The sequence below is a fragment of the Paraburkholderia phymatum genome, from assembly GCF_038900715.1.
Taxonomy (GTDB): domain Bacteria; phylum Pseudomonadota; class Gammaproteobacteria; order Burkholderiales; family Burkholderiaceae; genus Paraburkholderia; species Paraburkholderia phymatum_A.
This window is the reverse complement of record NZ_JAYMRZ010000016.1, coordinates 81,460-96,614: the sequence shown is the minus strand read 5'-3', so window position 1 is coordinate 96,614 and position 15,155 is coordinate 81,460. Positions and strand designations below refer to the sequence as shown.

The 15,155-nt window shown below is 62.7% G+C and carries 14 protein-coding genes; 6 read left to right on the top strand and 8 right to left on the bottom strand.

All coding sequences use genetic code 11. From position 1 onward, the window contains the following. Nucleotides 1-33: 33 nt before the first annotated feature. The gene (locus VSR68_RS26585; protein ID WP_342942689.1) at nt 34-546 is read right to left on the bottom strand and encodes an Ohr family peroxiredoxin; all 513 of its coding nucleotides are present in this window, start codon (nt 544-546) and stop codon (nt 34-36) included. Nucleotides 547-1,009: 463 nt separating this feature from the next. On the opposite strand from VSR68_RS26585, the gene VSR68_RS26580 reads away from it, so the two are divergent. Next, the gene (locus tag VSR68_RS26580; protein WP_342942688.1) at nt 1,010-2,038 is read left to right on the top strand and encodes a LysR family transcriptional regulator; all 1,029 of its coding nucleotides are present in this window, start codon (nt 1,010-1,012) and stop codon (nt 2,036-2,038) included. 394 nt (nt 2,039-2,432) lie between these two features. Here the strand turns inward: VSR68_RS26580 and VSR68_RS26575 are convergent, their stop codons facing one another. Together VSR68_RS26575 and VSR68_RS26570 are read right to left on the bottom strand one after the other, a co-directional pair. Further along, the gene (locus VSR68_RS26575) at nt 2,433-2,708 is read right to left on the bottom strand and encodes a hypothetical protein (RefSeq protein WP_090867668.1); all 276 of its coding nucleotides are present in this window, start codon (nt 2,706-2,708) and stop codon (nt 2,433-2,435) included. Between the two features lie 246 nt (nt 2,709-2,954). Further along, nucleotides 2,955-3,344: a hypothetical protein gene (locus tag VSR68_RS26570; protein ID WP_342942687.1), complete on the bottom strand. Its 390-nt coding sequence runs from the start codon at nt 3,342-3,344 to the stop codon at nt 2,955-2,957. Between the two features lie 363 nt (nt 3,345-3,707). Here VSR68_RS26570 and VSR68_RS26565 point away from each other — a divergent pair, with 363 nt between their 5' ends. Beyond that, a complete protein-coding gene (locus tag VSR68_RS26565; protein ID WP_342942686.1) occupies nt 3,708-5,579 on the top strand; it encodes a right-handed parallel beta-helix repeat-containing protein in 1,872 nt (623 codons plus the stop codon). A 156-nt stretch (nt 5,580-5,735) separates the two neighbouring features. On the opposite strand, the gene VSR68_RS26560 is transcribed toward VSR68_RS26565, so the two are convergent. From VSR68_RS26560 to VSR68_RS26540, 5 genes are all read right to left on the bottom strand, one after another. Further along, the gene (locus VSR68_RS26560) at nt 5,736-6,737 is read right to left on the bottom strand and encodes an Ldh family oxidoreductase (protein ID WP_342942685.1); all 1,002 of its coding nucleotides are present in this window, start codon (nt 6,735-6,737) and stop codon (nt 5,736-5,738) included. Then, nucleotides 6,734-7,714, bottom strand: a complete 981-nt coding sequence (locus tag VSR68_RS26555) for a hydroxyacid dehydrogenase (RefSeq protein WP_342942684.1) — start codon at nt 7,712-7,714, stop codon at nt 6,734-6,736. Before VSR68_RS26555 ends, VSR68_RS26560 begins: the two co-directional genes overlap by 4 nt. 76 nt (nt 7,715-7,790) lie before the next feature. After that, nucleotides 7,791-9,038, bottom strand: coding sequence for a C4-dicarboxylate transporter DctA (dctA, locus tag VSR68_RS26550; protein ID WP_342942805.1), 1,248 nt, complete (start codon nt 9,036-9,038; stop codon nt 7,791-7,793). Between the two features lie 192 nt (nt 9,039-9,230). Then, nucleotides 9,231-10,406 carry a UxaA family hydrolase gene (locus VSR68_RS26545; protein ID WP_342942683.1) on the bottom strand — a complete coding sequence of 392 codons (1,176 nt, stop codon included), beginning with the start codon at nt 10,404-10,406 and terminating at the stop codon, nt 9,231-9,233. Nucleotides 10,407-10,496: 90 nt separating this feature from the next. Then, the gene (locus VSR68_RS26540) at nt 10,497-10,766 is read right to left on the bottom strand and encodes a UxaA family hydrolase (RefSeq protein WP_342942804.1); all 270 of its coding nucleotides are present in this window, start codon (nt 10,764-10,766) and stop codon (nt 10,497-10,499) included. 307 nt (nt 10,767-11,073) lie between these two features. On the opposite strand from VSR68_RS26540, the gene VSR68_RS26535 reads away from it, so the two are divergent. From VSR68_RS26535 to VSR68_RS26520, 4 genes are all read left to right on the top strand, one after another. Next, on the top strand, nt 11,074-11,859 hold the full coding sequence (locus VSR68_RS26535; protein ID WP_342942682.1) for a GntR family transcriptional regulator: 786 nt from the start codon (nt 11,074-11,076) through the stop codon (nt 11,857-11,859). 488 nt (nt 11,860-12,347) lie between these two features. Further along, a complete protein-coding gene (locus tag VSR68_RS26530; RefSeq protein ID WP_342942681.1) occupies nt 12,348-13,367 on the top strand; it encodes an ABC transporter substrate-binding protein in 1,020 nt (339 codons plus the stop codon). A 2-nt stretch (nt 13,368-13,369) separates the two neighbouring features. Beyond that, the gene (locus VSR68_RS26525) at nt 13,370-14,179 is read left to right on the top strand and encodes an ABC transporter ATP-binding protein (RefSeq protein ID WP_342942680.1); all 810 of its coding nucleotides are present in this window, start codon (nt 13,370-13,372) and stop codon (nt 14,177-14,179) included. Next, entirely contained in the window at nt 14,172-15,092 is a 921-nt protein-coding gene (locus VSR68_RS26520; RefSeq protein WP_342942679.1) for an ABC transporter permease, read from the top strand. Before VSR68_RS26525 ends, VSR68_RS26520 begins: the two co-directional genes overlap by 8 nt. The last annotated feature ends 63 nt before the right edge of the window (nt 15,093-15,155 follow it).

Here is a 15,155-nt window from a genome sequence, read left to right as displayed (position 1 = left end):
CCGCGCGCTCTCAAGCGAGAAAAGCATCCCGCGTCAGTCGATGACGGCCACGACATTGACCGTCCCCTGGCGGGCCATCTTCGCGTAGGGACACAGGCGCTCGGCGTTTCGCACCATCTCTTCCGCGACGGCCCGCTCGACGCCCGGCATCCGCACGCGGACATCGATGACCAACGCGTAGCCGCCGTCCATCGGATCGCGGCCGAACGCAACCTGCACCTCGACGGCCGTATCGTCGAGTTCCAGCTTCGCGCGCTTTCCGAGCAGATTCAGCGCGCCATGGAAGCAGGCGGCAAAGCCCGCCGCGAACAGCTGCTCGGGATTCGTTCCGTTGCCGGGGCCGCCGAGTTCCGTCGGCAGCCGCAGATTCACGACGAGATTCCCGTCGTCCGAACGGGCCACGCCGGATGCGCGGCCATGCCCCGTCTCGCCGCCCGAAACCGTCACCGTCGTCGTGTACAGCGGAGCGAAATCGCGGCCCCGATACCGGTCGAGCAGCGAAAGCGGAGGGGCTTGCAGTTCCTCGTTGTCTTTTTCGTTGTCCATGTTGCCCTCTGGCTCGGCGACGTGCGCGCTGGTTCCCTGTGGTTCCCTGTCAACGAGCGTACGGGATTGCGTTCGGCCCCGATATCCGCGAATCCGCGCCCGCCTCCGGCGATCTGCGCCGAACGAACGATCGTATAGCCGGCGTCGGCGTTCGGCATGGTTTTCGCCCGGACCCCGGACGTATCCGCTTCGGAACGCGTGTCCGCAGGCGCAACCCTCATGCTAGGCGAGCGCGGACCGGGGCGGTAGAGCCTTCCACGGCCTCACGGTGTTTCCAGTCCGGCGTCAATCGAAAACACGGCCGCCAGAACGCTGTACCGCATCTCTTCAACGTGTCCTACACTACGAAAGCCAGCCGAAAGCCCCGCCAGCGTTCTGCGGCTGCGCAACACTCCCGCTGCTCAAATACAAACAGGCACCCCCGGACGGCTCAGCATGCAGGTGCCCATAGTCGGAGCCCTCGATGGATCAACCGGATATACCGCAGCATGGTTTTCGCGTTGGCCTGCCCAATCCCGCTGACGCCTTGTCGACCTGTTTCGCGACGAGCTACGCGGGCATCATCTCGTTCATGGCCGTCGCCACGGAAGGAAGCTTCGCCAAGGCGGGCGAGCGATTGGGGATCGGGCGCTCGGCGGTCAGCCGCAATGTCCAGAAGCTCGAAACGCAGCTCAGCACGCGCCTCTTTCTGCGGACGACGCGAACGACCCATCTGACGCGCGAGGGCGAGCGGTTCTTCGAGAACTGCAACCGGGGTGTGACGCATATCGTCGAGGCGATGAACGACATGCTGGACCTGCGCCACGGACCGCCGCGCGGCCTGCTTCGCATCAGTTCGACGGTCGGATTCGGACGCAAGGTGGTTGCGCCGCTGATTTCCACGTTCACCGACGCCTACCCGGATATCGCAGTCGATCTGCTGCTCGATGACCGCCCGACGGATTTCGCCGCCGAACAGATCGATGTCGCGTTTCGCGACGGGCGCATCGAGGACTCGAGCATCATCGCGAAACAGCTGATCCCGATGCAGATGGTGCTCTGCGCGTCTCCTCTCTACGCCGAAAAGCACGGACTGCCCACGACGCTCGACGAGCTGAGCAAGCACGAGTGCATCAACTATCGCTTTTCGAGTGGGCGCGTGTGCGAGTGGGAATTCAAGGTCGATGGCCTTATGCGAAAGTTTCTGCCGACGGCGAGACTGACTTTCAACGACGCGGAGCTGGTATTGCGCGCAGTGCTCGACGGACATGGGATCGCGCAAATGCCCGGCTATCAGATATGCGATCACATCGCGCGCCACGAACTCGTGATGGCTTTGAAGCGGCATGTGCCGGACGATCGCGGCCACTACATCTGCTATCTCTGCCGACAGCATCTGCCGTCACGCATTCGCGTGTTCGTCGATTTCATGACCGAGCAGATTCGCGCGCTCAATCTGCTTTGCTTCGAAGATTTTTATACGGAATGTCCTGAGCGCGAGCATCAGGCATGAAAGCCGTCCGTGCCGAAGCACTCGTCTTCTGCAATTGATGCCGCTACGGAAACGGTGAGTGTTGCGATGTGCCTCTACTGAAGCCGCGATGCGAGGCCTACGATTCAGGCATGGTAACGCGGTCGGCCGACTCGGTTGACGAGCCGTCGAGGCCGTGAGTGGAGAACATCATGTCTCGTTTCGGACCTGTGCTCGTATTCGCCGGCTGGATCATCCTCACCGCCGTCAATATCGGACTTGCGCTCGCGGTCTCGTTCAGCGGCGCAGTCTGAACGGCTGTCGACAGGTTATCGATGAATCGCCGATTTACGGATGAACCGCATACCGGTCGCAGAGGTGTGCCCTGCAACCGGCCGCGATCGTCGTTCCGTGCACTGCGCGCGCACTGCACGCACTACTGCGCTGCGGTGAGCTTCAATCCCGCAGGCCGCAACGGCGGCGGCACTTCCTGATGCCCGCGCCGGTCGTCGGAAACCTGCTCGATCCCTTTCTTCTGTACTTCCTCGCAGAACGCGATACGCGAGCGGTAGTAGTCCGCCTGCATCTGCGCGTCGAGGACACGTTGCTCGGCCTGATAGAGTTCCATCCGTAGATCGTGCAGCGCACGTTCAGCCTGTCTTTCAGGGGCGGCAGAGTGATGTGACGCCCAGCGGATCAGCCATTGCAGCATCGTGGAGCCCTCCTCTTCGCAGTTGTGCTTATGCGGCATGAAACACGCGCGCTGTTCCTGTTCACCACGGCTCTAGGCTATCAAAAATAAGATAGGGGCTTGTGTGTCTTATCGCACGTGTTGCGAAAACGATACCTCGGCAAATCCCCCGTTGCGCATTGCTGCCAATTGCGGTGTGCATCCCGCCAACCGCGCGGCCCGGCACGCGGCCGCAGTCACAGATTGCGGATCGTTTGCACAATCACTTCAAGCGAGCTTCTCCTTCAGAAAAGCAACCACATACGGCGTCGCGGCAGCCGCGACTGTCGATGCGACGGCCGGGTCGACTCCCATCTTTTGCGCGAGAGCCTCCGCGACGCGGCCAGTCAGGATGCCTTCGCCGCCTTCCTCGATCGACTTGAAAAAACCATCGCCTCTGACGAGGCCGGCCGCGAATGCCGCGAAGAAACTTTTGCCGGGATGCTCGCCCATCAGACCGGCGCTCTGCTCTTCGACATGCGCATGCGCAGTCTCGGCCACCTGACCCAGCATCTGCTGCGCATCGTCAGGGCTCACGCCTTGGTCCGCGAGAGCCTGCGCGGCCTGATTGCCATGCTCCGACGCAAGAAATTCGGAAACGAGTTGCTGTACGTCCATGGACGCTCTCCTTACTCATTGAGGACTGTTAATGGGCCAACGTGACAATTGGCTGACGCTTTGCAAGGCGATGTCACGGCTGCCGATGACGGGATGTCGGGGACACTCAGACTAGCCGATTTCGGCGGATGGTAAAAGCCGTTGCCGACGGTCGCCGATTACGGCGCATTTACGAATCGACGGGTCATGGTCGTACACGGCGCGCGCGGCTGGATGACGGAGCCGTACTACAGACTTCTAACAGATTCACGCTCACAATCCCGGTCGCATCAACCGTAATTCAGTATGACGAAGTAAATTTCCGTCCGAATCTAAAAGGAACGAAAAATCATGATACTTGAATCGTGTTGTCGTAAAACTGGCATGGCGGCTGTTGCCACGGTCGCAATGGTTTTCGGTCTCGCTGGCTGCGGAGACGATAGCGGCACAGACATCGCCGATGCCGCCAGCGCCGCAACGGCGAAGAGTGTGGCATTGGCAGCGGTTTCGAGTTCGGTTCCCGATCCCGAACCCGTCATCGACATGACCGGCGTGCGCAATACGGGTGCCGGCTCCGCACGCATCGGAACGGCCGCGTATGCGGTGCCTTCGGGTGCCGCCATCTATGTTTCGCCGACGGGTTCGGACACGGCGGCCGGCACGCTTGCGGCACCTCTTGCCACGATACAGCAGGCGATCAGCAAAGCTTCTGCGGGCGCAACGATCGTGCTTCGCGCAGGCTCTTATCATGAACGCATCACGACGAACCGGCAGGTAACGATCCAGGCCTATCCGCGCGAAACGGTATGGCTCGAAGGCAGTTCTGTTATCAGCGCCTGGACGCGTACCACTTCGGCATCGAAGTATGTATGGGCTGCGGGCTGGAACCATGTGTTCTCACATGATCCGACCTTCACCCGCGGCGCAGCCGATGGTACGGGCAGCGGTCAATTCGTGAGCCCGGCTTATCCAATGGCAGCGCATCCGGATCAGGTCTGGGTGGATGGTGTGGCACAGACTCAGGTGACATCACTCGCGCAGGTGACACCCGGCAGCTTCTTCTACGACGAGACGGGCGCGAAGCTTTATCTCGGAGCCGATCCGACGGGACATGCAGTGCGCGCCAGCGACATCCAGGTCGCCATCACCGACAACAGCACGGGCAGCACGTTCCAGGGTTTCGGTGTCCGGCGTTACGCACCGTCCGTGCCGGATATGGGCGCTGTCCAGCTTCTGGGTTCCGGCGTGACGTTCCGGAACGTCGCGGTCCTCGACAACGCGACGACAGGACTCTTCGTCGGCAATGCGAACGCGACGGTGCAGAACGTGACCGCCGCGCGCAACGGTCTGCTTGGCGTTGGCGGAAACCGGACTGATGGACTGCACATGCAGGGGTTGCTCGCGGTGGCGAACAATCAGGAGCACTTCAACATGTCGCCCGTTGCCGGCGGCTTCAAGACATCGCATTCCCGTCATGTCGTCGTGAGCGACAGCGTGTTCCTCAGGAATCTCGGTACGGGCTTGTGGTTCGATGAATCGTCGTATGACATCAAGATATTGAGCAACGACTCGATCGGCAACGCCGGGCACGGCCTCGATACCGAAATCTCGGACACGGCGCAGTTCGTCAACAACCTGGTCGTCGCGAATGGCGGGAGCGGCATCAAGGTCATCAATACAAGTGACGTCGATATCTGGAACAACACGCTTGCAAAGAACAGCACGACTACGAGCGAGCGCAATCTCAACATCGTGATGGATACCCGGCGTTGGGCTACGGCAACATCATCGAGCCAGAAGGATTTGCGTCAGGGCGTGGCAACGCCGCCTGACATGACGTGGATCACGGGGCCGACCAACGTTCACAACAACGTCATCACCGGAGGTTCCGGCAACTGCCTGATCTGCATGGAGGACTACTCGCATCAGTACACGGCCGCGCAACTCAAGACCACCGCCGACAACAACGTCTATCAGCGCTCGTCGGTCAACGCTCCCACCTGGGTCGCCGTGTGGTCACGCGGGCAAATCAACGTGAACCCTGCCGTCTATACGACCTTGCGTGCGTTCACCAGCGATACCGGTCAGGACATGCATGGCTACTTCCTTGACGGACCGGCCGCGCTCGATGCGAGCTACAAGCTCACACCCGCTGTTAGCTCGGCTATCAACACAGTTGCCGCGCCGCTTCCGCCCGATATCGCCATGCTCATTCAGAAGCCGGCAGGAATACGAGCGCTTGGCGTCTGGTGGTAGCCAGCCAACGCCGTTGACGCCGGTCCGGCACACTCGCGCTGCTGTGCCGGACCGGCAATGCAGTGAAGCACCGCGCGATCGAGCCGATCGCCCACGACACAAAACACAGCACCAAGCACGGCACAAGCACGGCACAAACACGGCACAAGCAGAACCCTACCCCGCCAGCCCCACAAGCTGCGCATGAAGCGCATCGGGAATCTCGATCCCGTCGCGCGCGGCCGCATCGGCGAGACTGCGCCGGCGCGCGCCCGGCAAGCGCACGTCGGCGTCCTGCAGCATCGCGGCGATCAGCGCGTCCACTCTCGACAGATACGCTTCGCTGCCCGCCAGCGCGCCCGGATCGACCGCCCAGAACAGATGGCCGATCTGCGATTTCTCGCCCTCTTCCGTCAGGAACGAGCCCGCCTCATAGCCGAAGTTCGCGCCCGCGAGCGCAGCCGCGAGCAGTTCGACCATCAGCGCGAGCATCGCGCCTTTCGCGCCGCCGAACGGCAGCATCATGCCGTCGAGCGCGGCTTTGGCGTCGGTGGTCGGCAAGCCGTCGCGCGTCGTCGCCCAGCCTTCGGGAATCGGCTTGCCTTCGCGCGCCGCGACCATGATCTTGCCGCGCGCCACGTTCGACAGCGACAAGTCGATCACCAGCGGCGCGCCGTCGCGGCGAGGAAAGACAGCCGCAATCGGGTTCGTGCCGAACAGCGAATGTCGCCCGCCCCACGCGGGCATCGCAGCGGGCGCATTGCTGAACGCGAGCCCCACGAGACCCGCCGCGCCGAGCGCTTCGAGGTGATACGCGCCGACACCGAAATGATGGCTGCGCCGCACGCTCGCGACCGCGCTGCCATGCTCGCGCGCGCGGCCGATCAATGTTTCGATCGCGAGCTCGCAGGCTGGAAACGCCATGCCGTCGGCGGCGTCGATCAGCACGGCTGCGTTGCGCGCATTCGCGATGAACGCCTGCGCCTGCGCATCGACGCGGCCATTGCGCAACTGCGCGACATACATCGGCAGACGCGCGACGCCGTGCGAAGACAGCCCGCGCTCGTCCGCGTAGACGAGCGCGCGCGCCGTCGCCGAGGCCGTCTGCTGCGTCGCGCCCGCAGCGAGCATTGCGCGCGTGGCGAGCGCGTACAGGTCGCCGGATGAAACACGCGTCATGTCGAAACTCCTTCCCGTCGTTGTGAATCGCGCTCGCCTTCGAGCAGCGCCTGCGTCACGCGCGCCGCGACGAGCGTGCTGACGCGTTCGTTCGATTGCACTGTGAGTCCCGCGATATGCGGCGTCAAGACGAGGTTCGGCGCGCCAGCAAGCGGCGAGCCCGCCTTGAGCGGCTCGTCGGCGAACACATCGAGCGCCGCGCCGCCGAGGCGCCCGTGCTTCAGCGCATCGGCGAGCGCGCTTTCGTCGATCACGCCGCCGCGCGACGTGTTGATCACGACGGCATGCGGCTTGAGCATCGACAGTCGCGCGGCGCCGAGCAGATTGCGCGTGCTCTCGACGAGCGGCACGTGAACCGACACGACATCCGCCGCGCGCAATGCGTCGTCGAATGTCATGCACTGCGCGCCCGTCTCTTTCCAGCACGCGGCGCTCGCCGGCTGCTGCGGATCGTAACCCGCGACCCGCATGCCGAGCGCGCGCGCCAGTTGCGCGACGAGTTGCCCGATCCCGCCGAAGCCGATCACCGCCAACGTGCTGCCCGCCGCTTCGCGTCCGTTCGACAGCGCGGTGCGCGGCCATTCGCCCGCCGCCACCGCGTCGCTCGACAGATACGCGCCGCGCAGCAACATCAACGCCGTCGCGATCACATACTCGGCGACGGCGCGCGCATTCGCGCCCGTCGCGGGCAGCACCTGCACGCCGCGCTGCGCGCACGCCGCGAGATCGATATTGTCGAGCCCGACGCCCAAGCGACCGACGGCGATCAGTTTCGGCGCGGCATCGAGCAACGTCTGCGTGACCTGCGTGCGGTTGCGCACGATCAGCGCATCGGCATCGGCGAGCAGGCTGCGCAGCGTGTCGGGCTGATCGACGAGCGATGCGTTCGCCTGCACGTCGAAGTGCTGCTTCAACGCTTCGACGGCGGATGCGTCGATGAACTCGCTGACGACGACTTTCTTGCGATCGTTCTTCAATTCGAGCGCTCCTGTGCATAGGCTGGCGTTCTTTCGCTGATCTCCTCGGCCGTTTCCGCTTCTTCGCCGCCACTGCTTATCGCGAGCGGCTCGGCGAGTACCTTGCGCGCGGCTTGCGCATCGAATGCGCCTTCCCAGCGCGCGACACGAGCGTCGCCACCGCATTGCCGATCATGTTGACGATCGCGCGAACCTCGTTGAGCACGCGGTCGATGCCGATGATCAGCGTGATGCCCGCGACGGGGATGATGTTGTGCGTCGACAGCGTCGCCGTCAGCGCGACGAGCGCCGCGCCCGCGACGCCCGCGCCGCCCTTCGACGTCACCATCAGGATCGCCAGCAGGCCGATCTGCTGAACCAGCGACAGATGTGTATTCGTGGCCTGCGCGATGAAAAGCGACGTCATCGTCAGATAGATCGCCGCGCCGTCGAGGTTGAACGAGTAGCCGGTCGGCAGCACGAGCCCGACGACGGGCTTCGGGCAGCCGAGACGTTCGAGCTTCTCCATCAGCCGGGGCAGCACCGATTCCGTCGTCGACGTGCCGAGCACGATCAGCAGTTCTTCGCGCAGGTACTTGAGCAGCGGCCACAAGCCGACGCCCGTCCAACGGCAGATCGAGCCGAGCACGAGCACGATGAACACGATGCTCGTCAGATAGAAGCAGACGATCAGCAGGCCCAGTTGCTGCAACGTGCCGATGCCGTACTTGCCGACCGTGAACGCCATCGCGCCGAATGCGCCGAGCGGCGCGAGCCGCATGATCATCTCGACGATCTTCATCAGCGCCTCGCCGCTCTGCTCGATCACGCGCGACAGGAAGCGGCTGCGGCGCGACATGATCGACAGCGCAATGCCGAACAGCACCGAGAACAGCAGCACCTGCAACAGGTTGCCGCGCGCGAACGCGCCGACCACGGAGTTCGGCACGATCTCTTCGAGAAAGCTCTGCGATGCCGCCGTATGCACTTCCGCCACGTAATGACTGACGGCGTGCGTGTCGAGCGTCTTCGGGTCGATGTTCAGTCCTTCGCCCGGATGCAGCACGTTCGCGACGATGAGACCGATGACGAGCGCGAGCGTCGTCACTGCTTCGAAGTAGAAAATCGTCTTGAGACCGACACGGCCGACGTGCTTGAGATTTTCCATCCGCGCGATGCCCACCGACACGGTGCAGAAGATCACCAGCGTGATCAGCATTTTGATGAGGCGGATGAACGTGTCGCCGAATGGCTTCATCTGCACGCCGAGATCCGGCGAGAAATAGCCGACGAGAATGCCGGCCGCAAGGCCGATCAGAACCTGAACATAAAGATGCTTGAGCACGCGCAAGATGGTGTCTCCTCCACTCGCTGCTGCTTGAAGTGAACAGCGTCGCGCGTCGTGCGTCGGCCTTCTGTCCTTCCGTGGCCCGCTTTGCACGGCGCGCGCGCTGTAGCGAAACTGCGTTCGCAAAGCCCGCCGCACTCAGCGAGAGCGGGCGGACTTCATGGGGACAATCCGATGTGATCGCGCAGATCAGGCGCTCTCGAACAGACGCGTCAGCACAAACTCGCGATGACCCAGCGCCTCAGCCGATGTCCAGCGGCCATTCGCCGTGGCGAGCATCGACTCCAGCAGCTTGTCGCCTGCCTGATCGAGATTCTGTTCGCGCTGCAACAGGCCCGACACGTCGACGTCGACATGCTCGCTCATCGTGCGCACGGTGCGCGGGTTCGCGCAAATCTTGATGACGGGCACGATCGGATTGCCGATCACGTTGCCCTGCCCCGTCGGGAAGAAATGCACGGCGAAACCGGAAGCCGCGCACAACGTGACCATCTCCGCCGCCGCCGACGACGAATCCATGAACCACAGGCCCGAATGCGTCGGCATCTCGGCCTTGTCGAGCACGCCATCCACGCGGCACTTCTTGCCGATCTTCTGGATATTGCCGAGCGCCTTCTCTTCGATCGTCGTCAGGCCGCCCGCGATGTTGCCCTTGGTCGGCTGCGACTCGGAGAGGTCATCCGTTTTCCAGCGGTTGATCATGTCCTGGTAGCGGTCGAACATGAACTGAAAGCGCTCGCGCACCTGATCGTTCGCGCAGCGCGCGGCGACGAGCTGCTCGCCGCCCGTCAGCTCCGACGTCTCGCCGAACACGAGCGTCGTGCCGAGACCATAGAGCTTGTCGAACGCGTTGCCGACCGTCGGGTTCGCGCCGCAGCCCGAAGTGGTATCCGATTCGCCGCACTTGGTCGAGACCCACAGGTCCGCGATCGGGCATTCTTCACGGTCGAGCGACGTCGCGTACTGCACCATCTCCTTCGCCGCCTTCGATGCGCGCATGACCGTGTCGTGGTCGCCGTGCAGTTCGATGCCGAAGCCCATCACGGGCTTGCCCGACTTCGCGATGCCGTCGACGACGCGCTTGGTCCAGCCTTCCTCGATGCCGATCACGACGACGGCCGCGACGTTCGGATTGCAGCCCGCGCCGATCAGCGTGCGGAAATGCAGGTCGAGGTCCGCGCCGAATTGCAGGCGGCCATACGGATGCGGCAGCGCCATCGTGCCTTTGATGTTGTTTTCGACGGCTTGCGCGGCCGCGTTCGACAGATCGTCGACGGGCAGAATGATCACATGGTTGCGCACGCCGACGCGTCCATTCGAACGGCGATAGCCGCGAAAAGTAGTGTTCTGGTCAATCACGCTCATGGTGGGTCTCTTTGATCGGGCTCTGTTCAGGGAGGGAGTCGCTGGGGCCAACAAGGACGCGCGCGTGGGGACGCATGCGCATCGCGAGCCTTACCAGCGTTTCGTCTTGATGTTGTGCACGTGGGCGTGCTCGCCCGTCTTGATGGGCTGCACCACCTTGCCGATATCGACGCCGTACTTGTAGACGGTGTCGCCCACGGCCATGTCCTTGAGCGCCATCTTGTGACCGATGGGGATGTCCTGCTTCGCGGAGACGGTGATGACTTCGTCGTCGTCCATGATCCACGCATTCAACTGCGTGCCCGCCTTGATGCCTTCGACGACCGCGACACCCACGGTGTCCTTCGCTTCGTGCAGCACGATATGAATCGTCCTGCGTTCCTGTGATGGGTTGCCGGAAGCTCCAGAACCCGTTTGCGACCCACCTGCTGCCGTGTAGCTCATCGTTTGTCTCCAGTCTGGTTGACAGGTTGTGTTTCGTCTCCGTGCAAATCATCTTAGGCAGCACTCATCCATATGTCAACCATATCATCTATATGTGTTTGATGAATCGGATGAAGTAGAATAATTTGGACAGAAGCGAGAAGAGCGGCATCGCGCGCTGCACAGGCAACAACAACGCACTAACAAGGCACTGACGAAGCACCATGCACGAGAGGACACAGCCATGAACACGTTGACGATCGGCTCGAACAACGCCAGCGGCACCATGGGCACGCCAACCATCGGCGGCACACGCTACAAGGAAGTGAAGAACGCGATGCTCGCGGCGCTTTCCGCGCAGGAATGGAAAGGCGGCGAGGCGATACCGTCGGAGAAGCGTCTCGCGGAACGCTTCGGCGTGTCGATCGGCACGTTGCGCAAGGCCATCGACGAACTCGTCGCTGACAACATCCTCGTGCGCCATCAGGGGCTCGGCACGTTCGTCGCACAGCACCAGCGCGACCGGCACTTCTTCCGCTTTTTCCGCATCGTGCGCCAGGACGGCGACAAGACCTATCCGACCGTGAGCCTCGTGTCCTTCAAGAAGGCCAAGGCGACGCGCGAAATCGCAGCGATGCTCGGCGTCGAGCCGAACGCGCGCGTGTTCACGTTCGTAAACCGGCTCGCGCTGCACGGCGAAACGGTGATGATCGACAACATCTCGGTGGCCGAGGCGCGTTTTCCGGGGCTGACGGAAGCGGCTCTGCGCGAGCGGCCGAGCACGCTCTACAACTTCTATCAGGATTCCTTCCACATCAACGTCGTCGGGACGGAAGAGCGCCTGCGCGTCGCCACGGCCGACGACGCCGAAAGCAGCCTGCTCGAAGTGCCGCACGGCACGCCGCTGCTCGAAGTGCGGCGGGTCGCGTACTCGTATCATCATGCGCCCGTCGAGGTGCGCATTTCCCATGTGAACACCGCCCGCTACGAATACGTCGGGCCGTCCGCCTCGCACGAAGAACCGCTGTAACGGCACGCGACACGCTTTAAAGCGTTCGGCAATCACACGACAAAAGGGACGTGCCGGCACGTCCCTTTTTCACGTTTTCCCGCAGTTGCAATCGGCAAGGGCATCACCTACACTCGACACTCATACAGATGAGTTAAATCACAGGGCACTTAACGCGCCACCGAGCACGGTGCCCGACAACAGACCATCAAGGCACCGGGTTCCAGTCGTGCGCCGCCATGCAACGTTTCGCGGCGCGAACGAAGGGAACACAAGGAGACACTCGCGATGCGTACCACGCCTCATCGTCGTCCTGCACATCTGTTCTATCGTCAGCGGCCACGTCCGCATTGCCGCGCGCCTGTCTGCGCGCGGTCCGCCATCGTTTGATTCCGTCGCGCGTGCGCACCGGCTTGCCCGGCGCGCGCGATTGCCTGTCGCGCACTCGCGCTATCCGACCGCCCCCGCCGTGCCTTGTCACGCACGGCAATTACAAGGAGTGACCCGCAATGAGCCTCCGCAGAGTTGTCCTTTTCTTCTCGACGCTGCTCGCGCTGTGCGCGATGCTGGCAAGCGCGCCCGCGCGCGCCGAGCTCTCCGAGATCCGCATCGCGCGGCAATACGGCGTCAGCTATTTGCCGCTGATGATCATGCAGGATCAGAAGCTGCTCGAAAAACACGCGGCGCAACTCGGCGTACCGAACCTGAAAGTGTCGTGGGTCGAATTCGCGGGCGGCAATGTGATGAACGATGCACTGCTCTCCGACTCGTTGCAGATCGCGTCGGGCGGCGTCGCGCCGCTCGTGCTGCTGTGGGCGCGCACGCACGGCACGCCCGTCGAAGTGAAGGCGCTCGCCGCCATCAATTCGATGCCGCTGCTGTTGAACACGCGCAATCCCGCCGTGAAGACGCTGAAGGACTTCAGCAGCAAGGACAAGATCGCGCTTCCCGCGGCGAAGGTCTCGATTCAGGCGATCACGCTGCAAATGGCCGCGGAAAAAGCATTCGGCGCGGGCAATCAGGGACAGCTGGATAAATACACGGTGTCGCTCGCGCATCCCGACGCGCAGCAGGCCCTGCTGTCGGGCAACAGCGAAGTGACGGCGCATTTCGGCTCGCCGCCGTTCCAGGAACAGGAGCTTGCGCACGGCGGCGTGCGCACGGTCGTCAATTCGTATGACGTGCTGGGCGGCAAATCGACGTTCAATCTCGTGTGGTGCACGTCGAAGTTCTACCAGCAGAACCCGAAACTCGCGCAGGCCTTCATGGCCGCGCTCGACGAGGCGGAAGCCCAGATCAACAAGGACAAGCACGCGGCGGCGCTCGCGTATCTGCGCATCAGCAAGGACAAGAGCAATGTCGCGGACATCGAGAAGATGATCTCGTCGCCCGACGTCGCCTTTACGACGACGCCGGAAAACACCGTCAAATACGCGGACTTCATGGCACGCACCGGTCTCATCAAGGCGAAGCCCGCTTCGTGGAAAGACATGTTCTTTCCGACCGTTCAATCGCTGCAAGGGAGCTGACGATGTCACGTACGCGCGCAGCAGCCAGATCGGACACGCCATCGCATGATGGCGGACCATTGCTCGATGTCAGCGGCGTCACGTTGCAGTACAAGACGCCGAAGCATCTCGTGATGGCCACTTACCGCGTCGACTTCAAGGTATTCGAAGGCGACCGCTTCGTGCTGCTCGGTCCGTCCGGCTGCGGAAAATCGACGCTGCTCAAGAGCGTCGGCGGCTATCTTCCGCCGACGGAAGGCACGATCACGCTGAAGGGCAAGACCGTCACGAGGCCCGGCCCCGACCGGATGATGGTGTTTCAGGAATTCGACCAGTTGCTGCCGTGGAAAACGGTCAAGCAGAACGTGATGTTTCCGCTGCACGCGTCGCATCGTTTATCGGCACGAGAAGCGGAAGAGCGCGCAATGCACTACATCGACAAGGTCAATCTGACGAAATTCGCCGACAGCCATCCGCACACGCTGTCGGGCGGCATGAAGCAGCGCGTCGCGATTGCGCGCGGCATGGCGATGGAGCCCGACATCCTGCTGATGGACGAACCGTTCGCCGCGCTCGATGCGCTCACGCGCCGCAAGATGCAGGACGAACTGCTCGGGCTGTGGCAGGACACGCATTTCACCGTGCTGTTCGTCACGCACTCGATTCCGGAGGCGATCAAAGTCGGCAGCCGTATTCTCTTGCTGTCGCCGCATCCGGGCCAGGTCAAGGCGGAACTCGACACGGCAGCCGCCGGCGAAACGCCCGCCACGCTCGAAAAACGCATCCAGCACATGCTGTTCGAAGACGAGATCGAAGAGGCCGAGAATGTCTGAAGCTACCGCACCCGGCGCAGCACCCGTTCATTCGACGCGGCGCGATGCCGGCACGCGCGCGCCGCGCGCCGAGATCATCCGCGAGCCGAGCGACGCCGCGCATTTCAGCGTGGTCGAGAAACCGTTGTCGGCTTTCGAGCGGCTCTACAACCAGGGATGGCTGCGCAAGGCGATGATTCTCGCCGTGCTCGCGATCATCTGGGAAGCGTACGCACGCTGGCTGAACAATCCGCTGCTGTTCCCGACCTTCACGGCGACCGTCGACGCGTTGTTCCGCAGCATCGCGAGCGGCGAACTGCCCGGCAAGGCATGGGCGTCGATTCACGTACTGCTGATGGGCTATGTATCCGGCGTGGTGCTCGCATCACTACTGACGGCGGCCGCGATCACATCGCGCATCGGCACCGACTTCCTTGAAACGATGACGTCGATGCTCAACCCGCTGCCCGCTATCGCGCTGCTGCCGCTTGCGTTGATCTGGTTCGGGCTCGGCAACGGCAGCCTGATCTTCGTGCTGGTGCATTCCGTCACGTGGTCCGTTGCATTGAATACGCACTCGGGGTTTCTCTCCGTCAGCAATACGCTAAAGATGGTGGGCCGCAATTACGGACTGCGCGGCGGCGCTTACGTCGCGAAGATACTCGTGCCCGCTGCGTTTCCAAGCATTCTGACGGGCCTCAAGATCGGCTGGGCATTCGCATGGCGCACGCTGATCGCGGCGGAACTGGTGTTCGGCGTCAGTTCGGGTTCGGGCGGCTTGGGCTGGTTCATCTACGAGAACAAGAACCTGCTCGATATCGCGAATGTATTCGCGGGCCTCTTCACGGTGATCCTGATCGGCCTCGCTGTCGAGAACCTGATCTTCCGCGTGCTCGAACGGCATACGGTGCAGCGTTGGGGCATGCAGTCGTAAAGGGTTTATCTGTTAGCTGTTTCAGTCAATAAAAAAGGCGGGCGCAATCGAATGCGCCCGCCG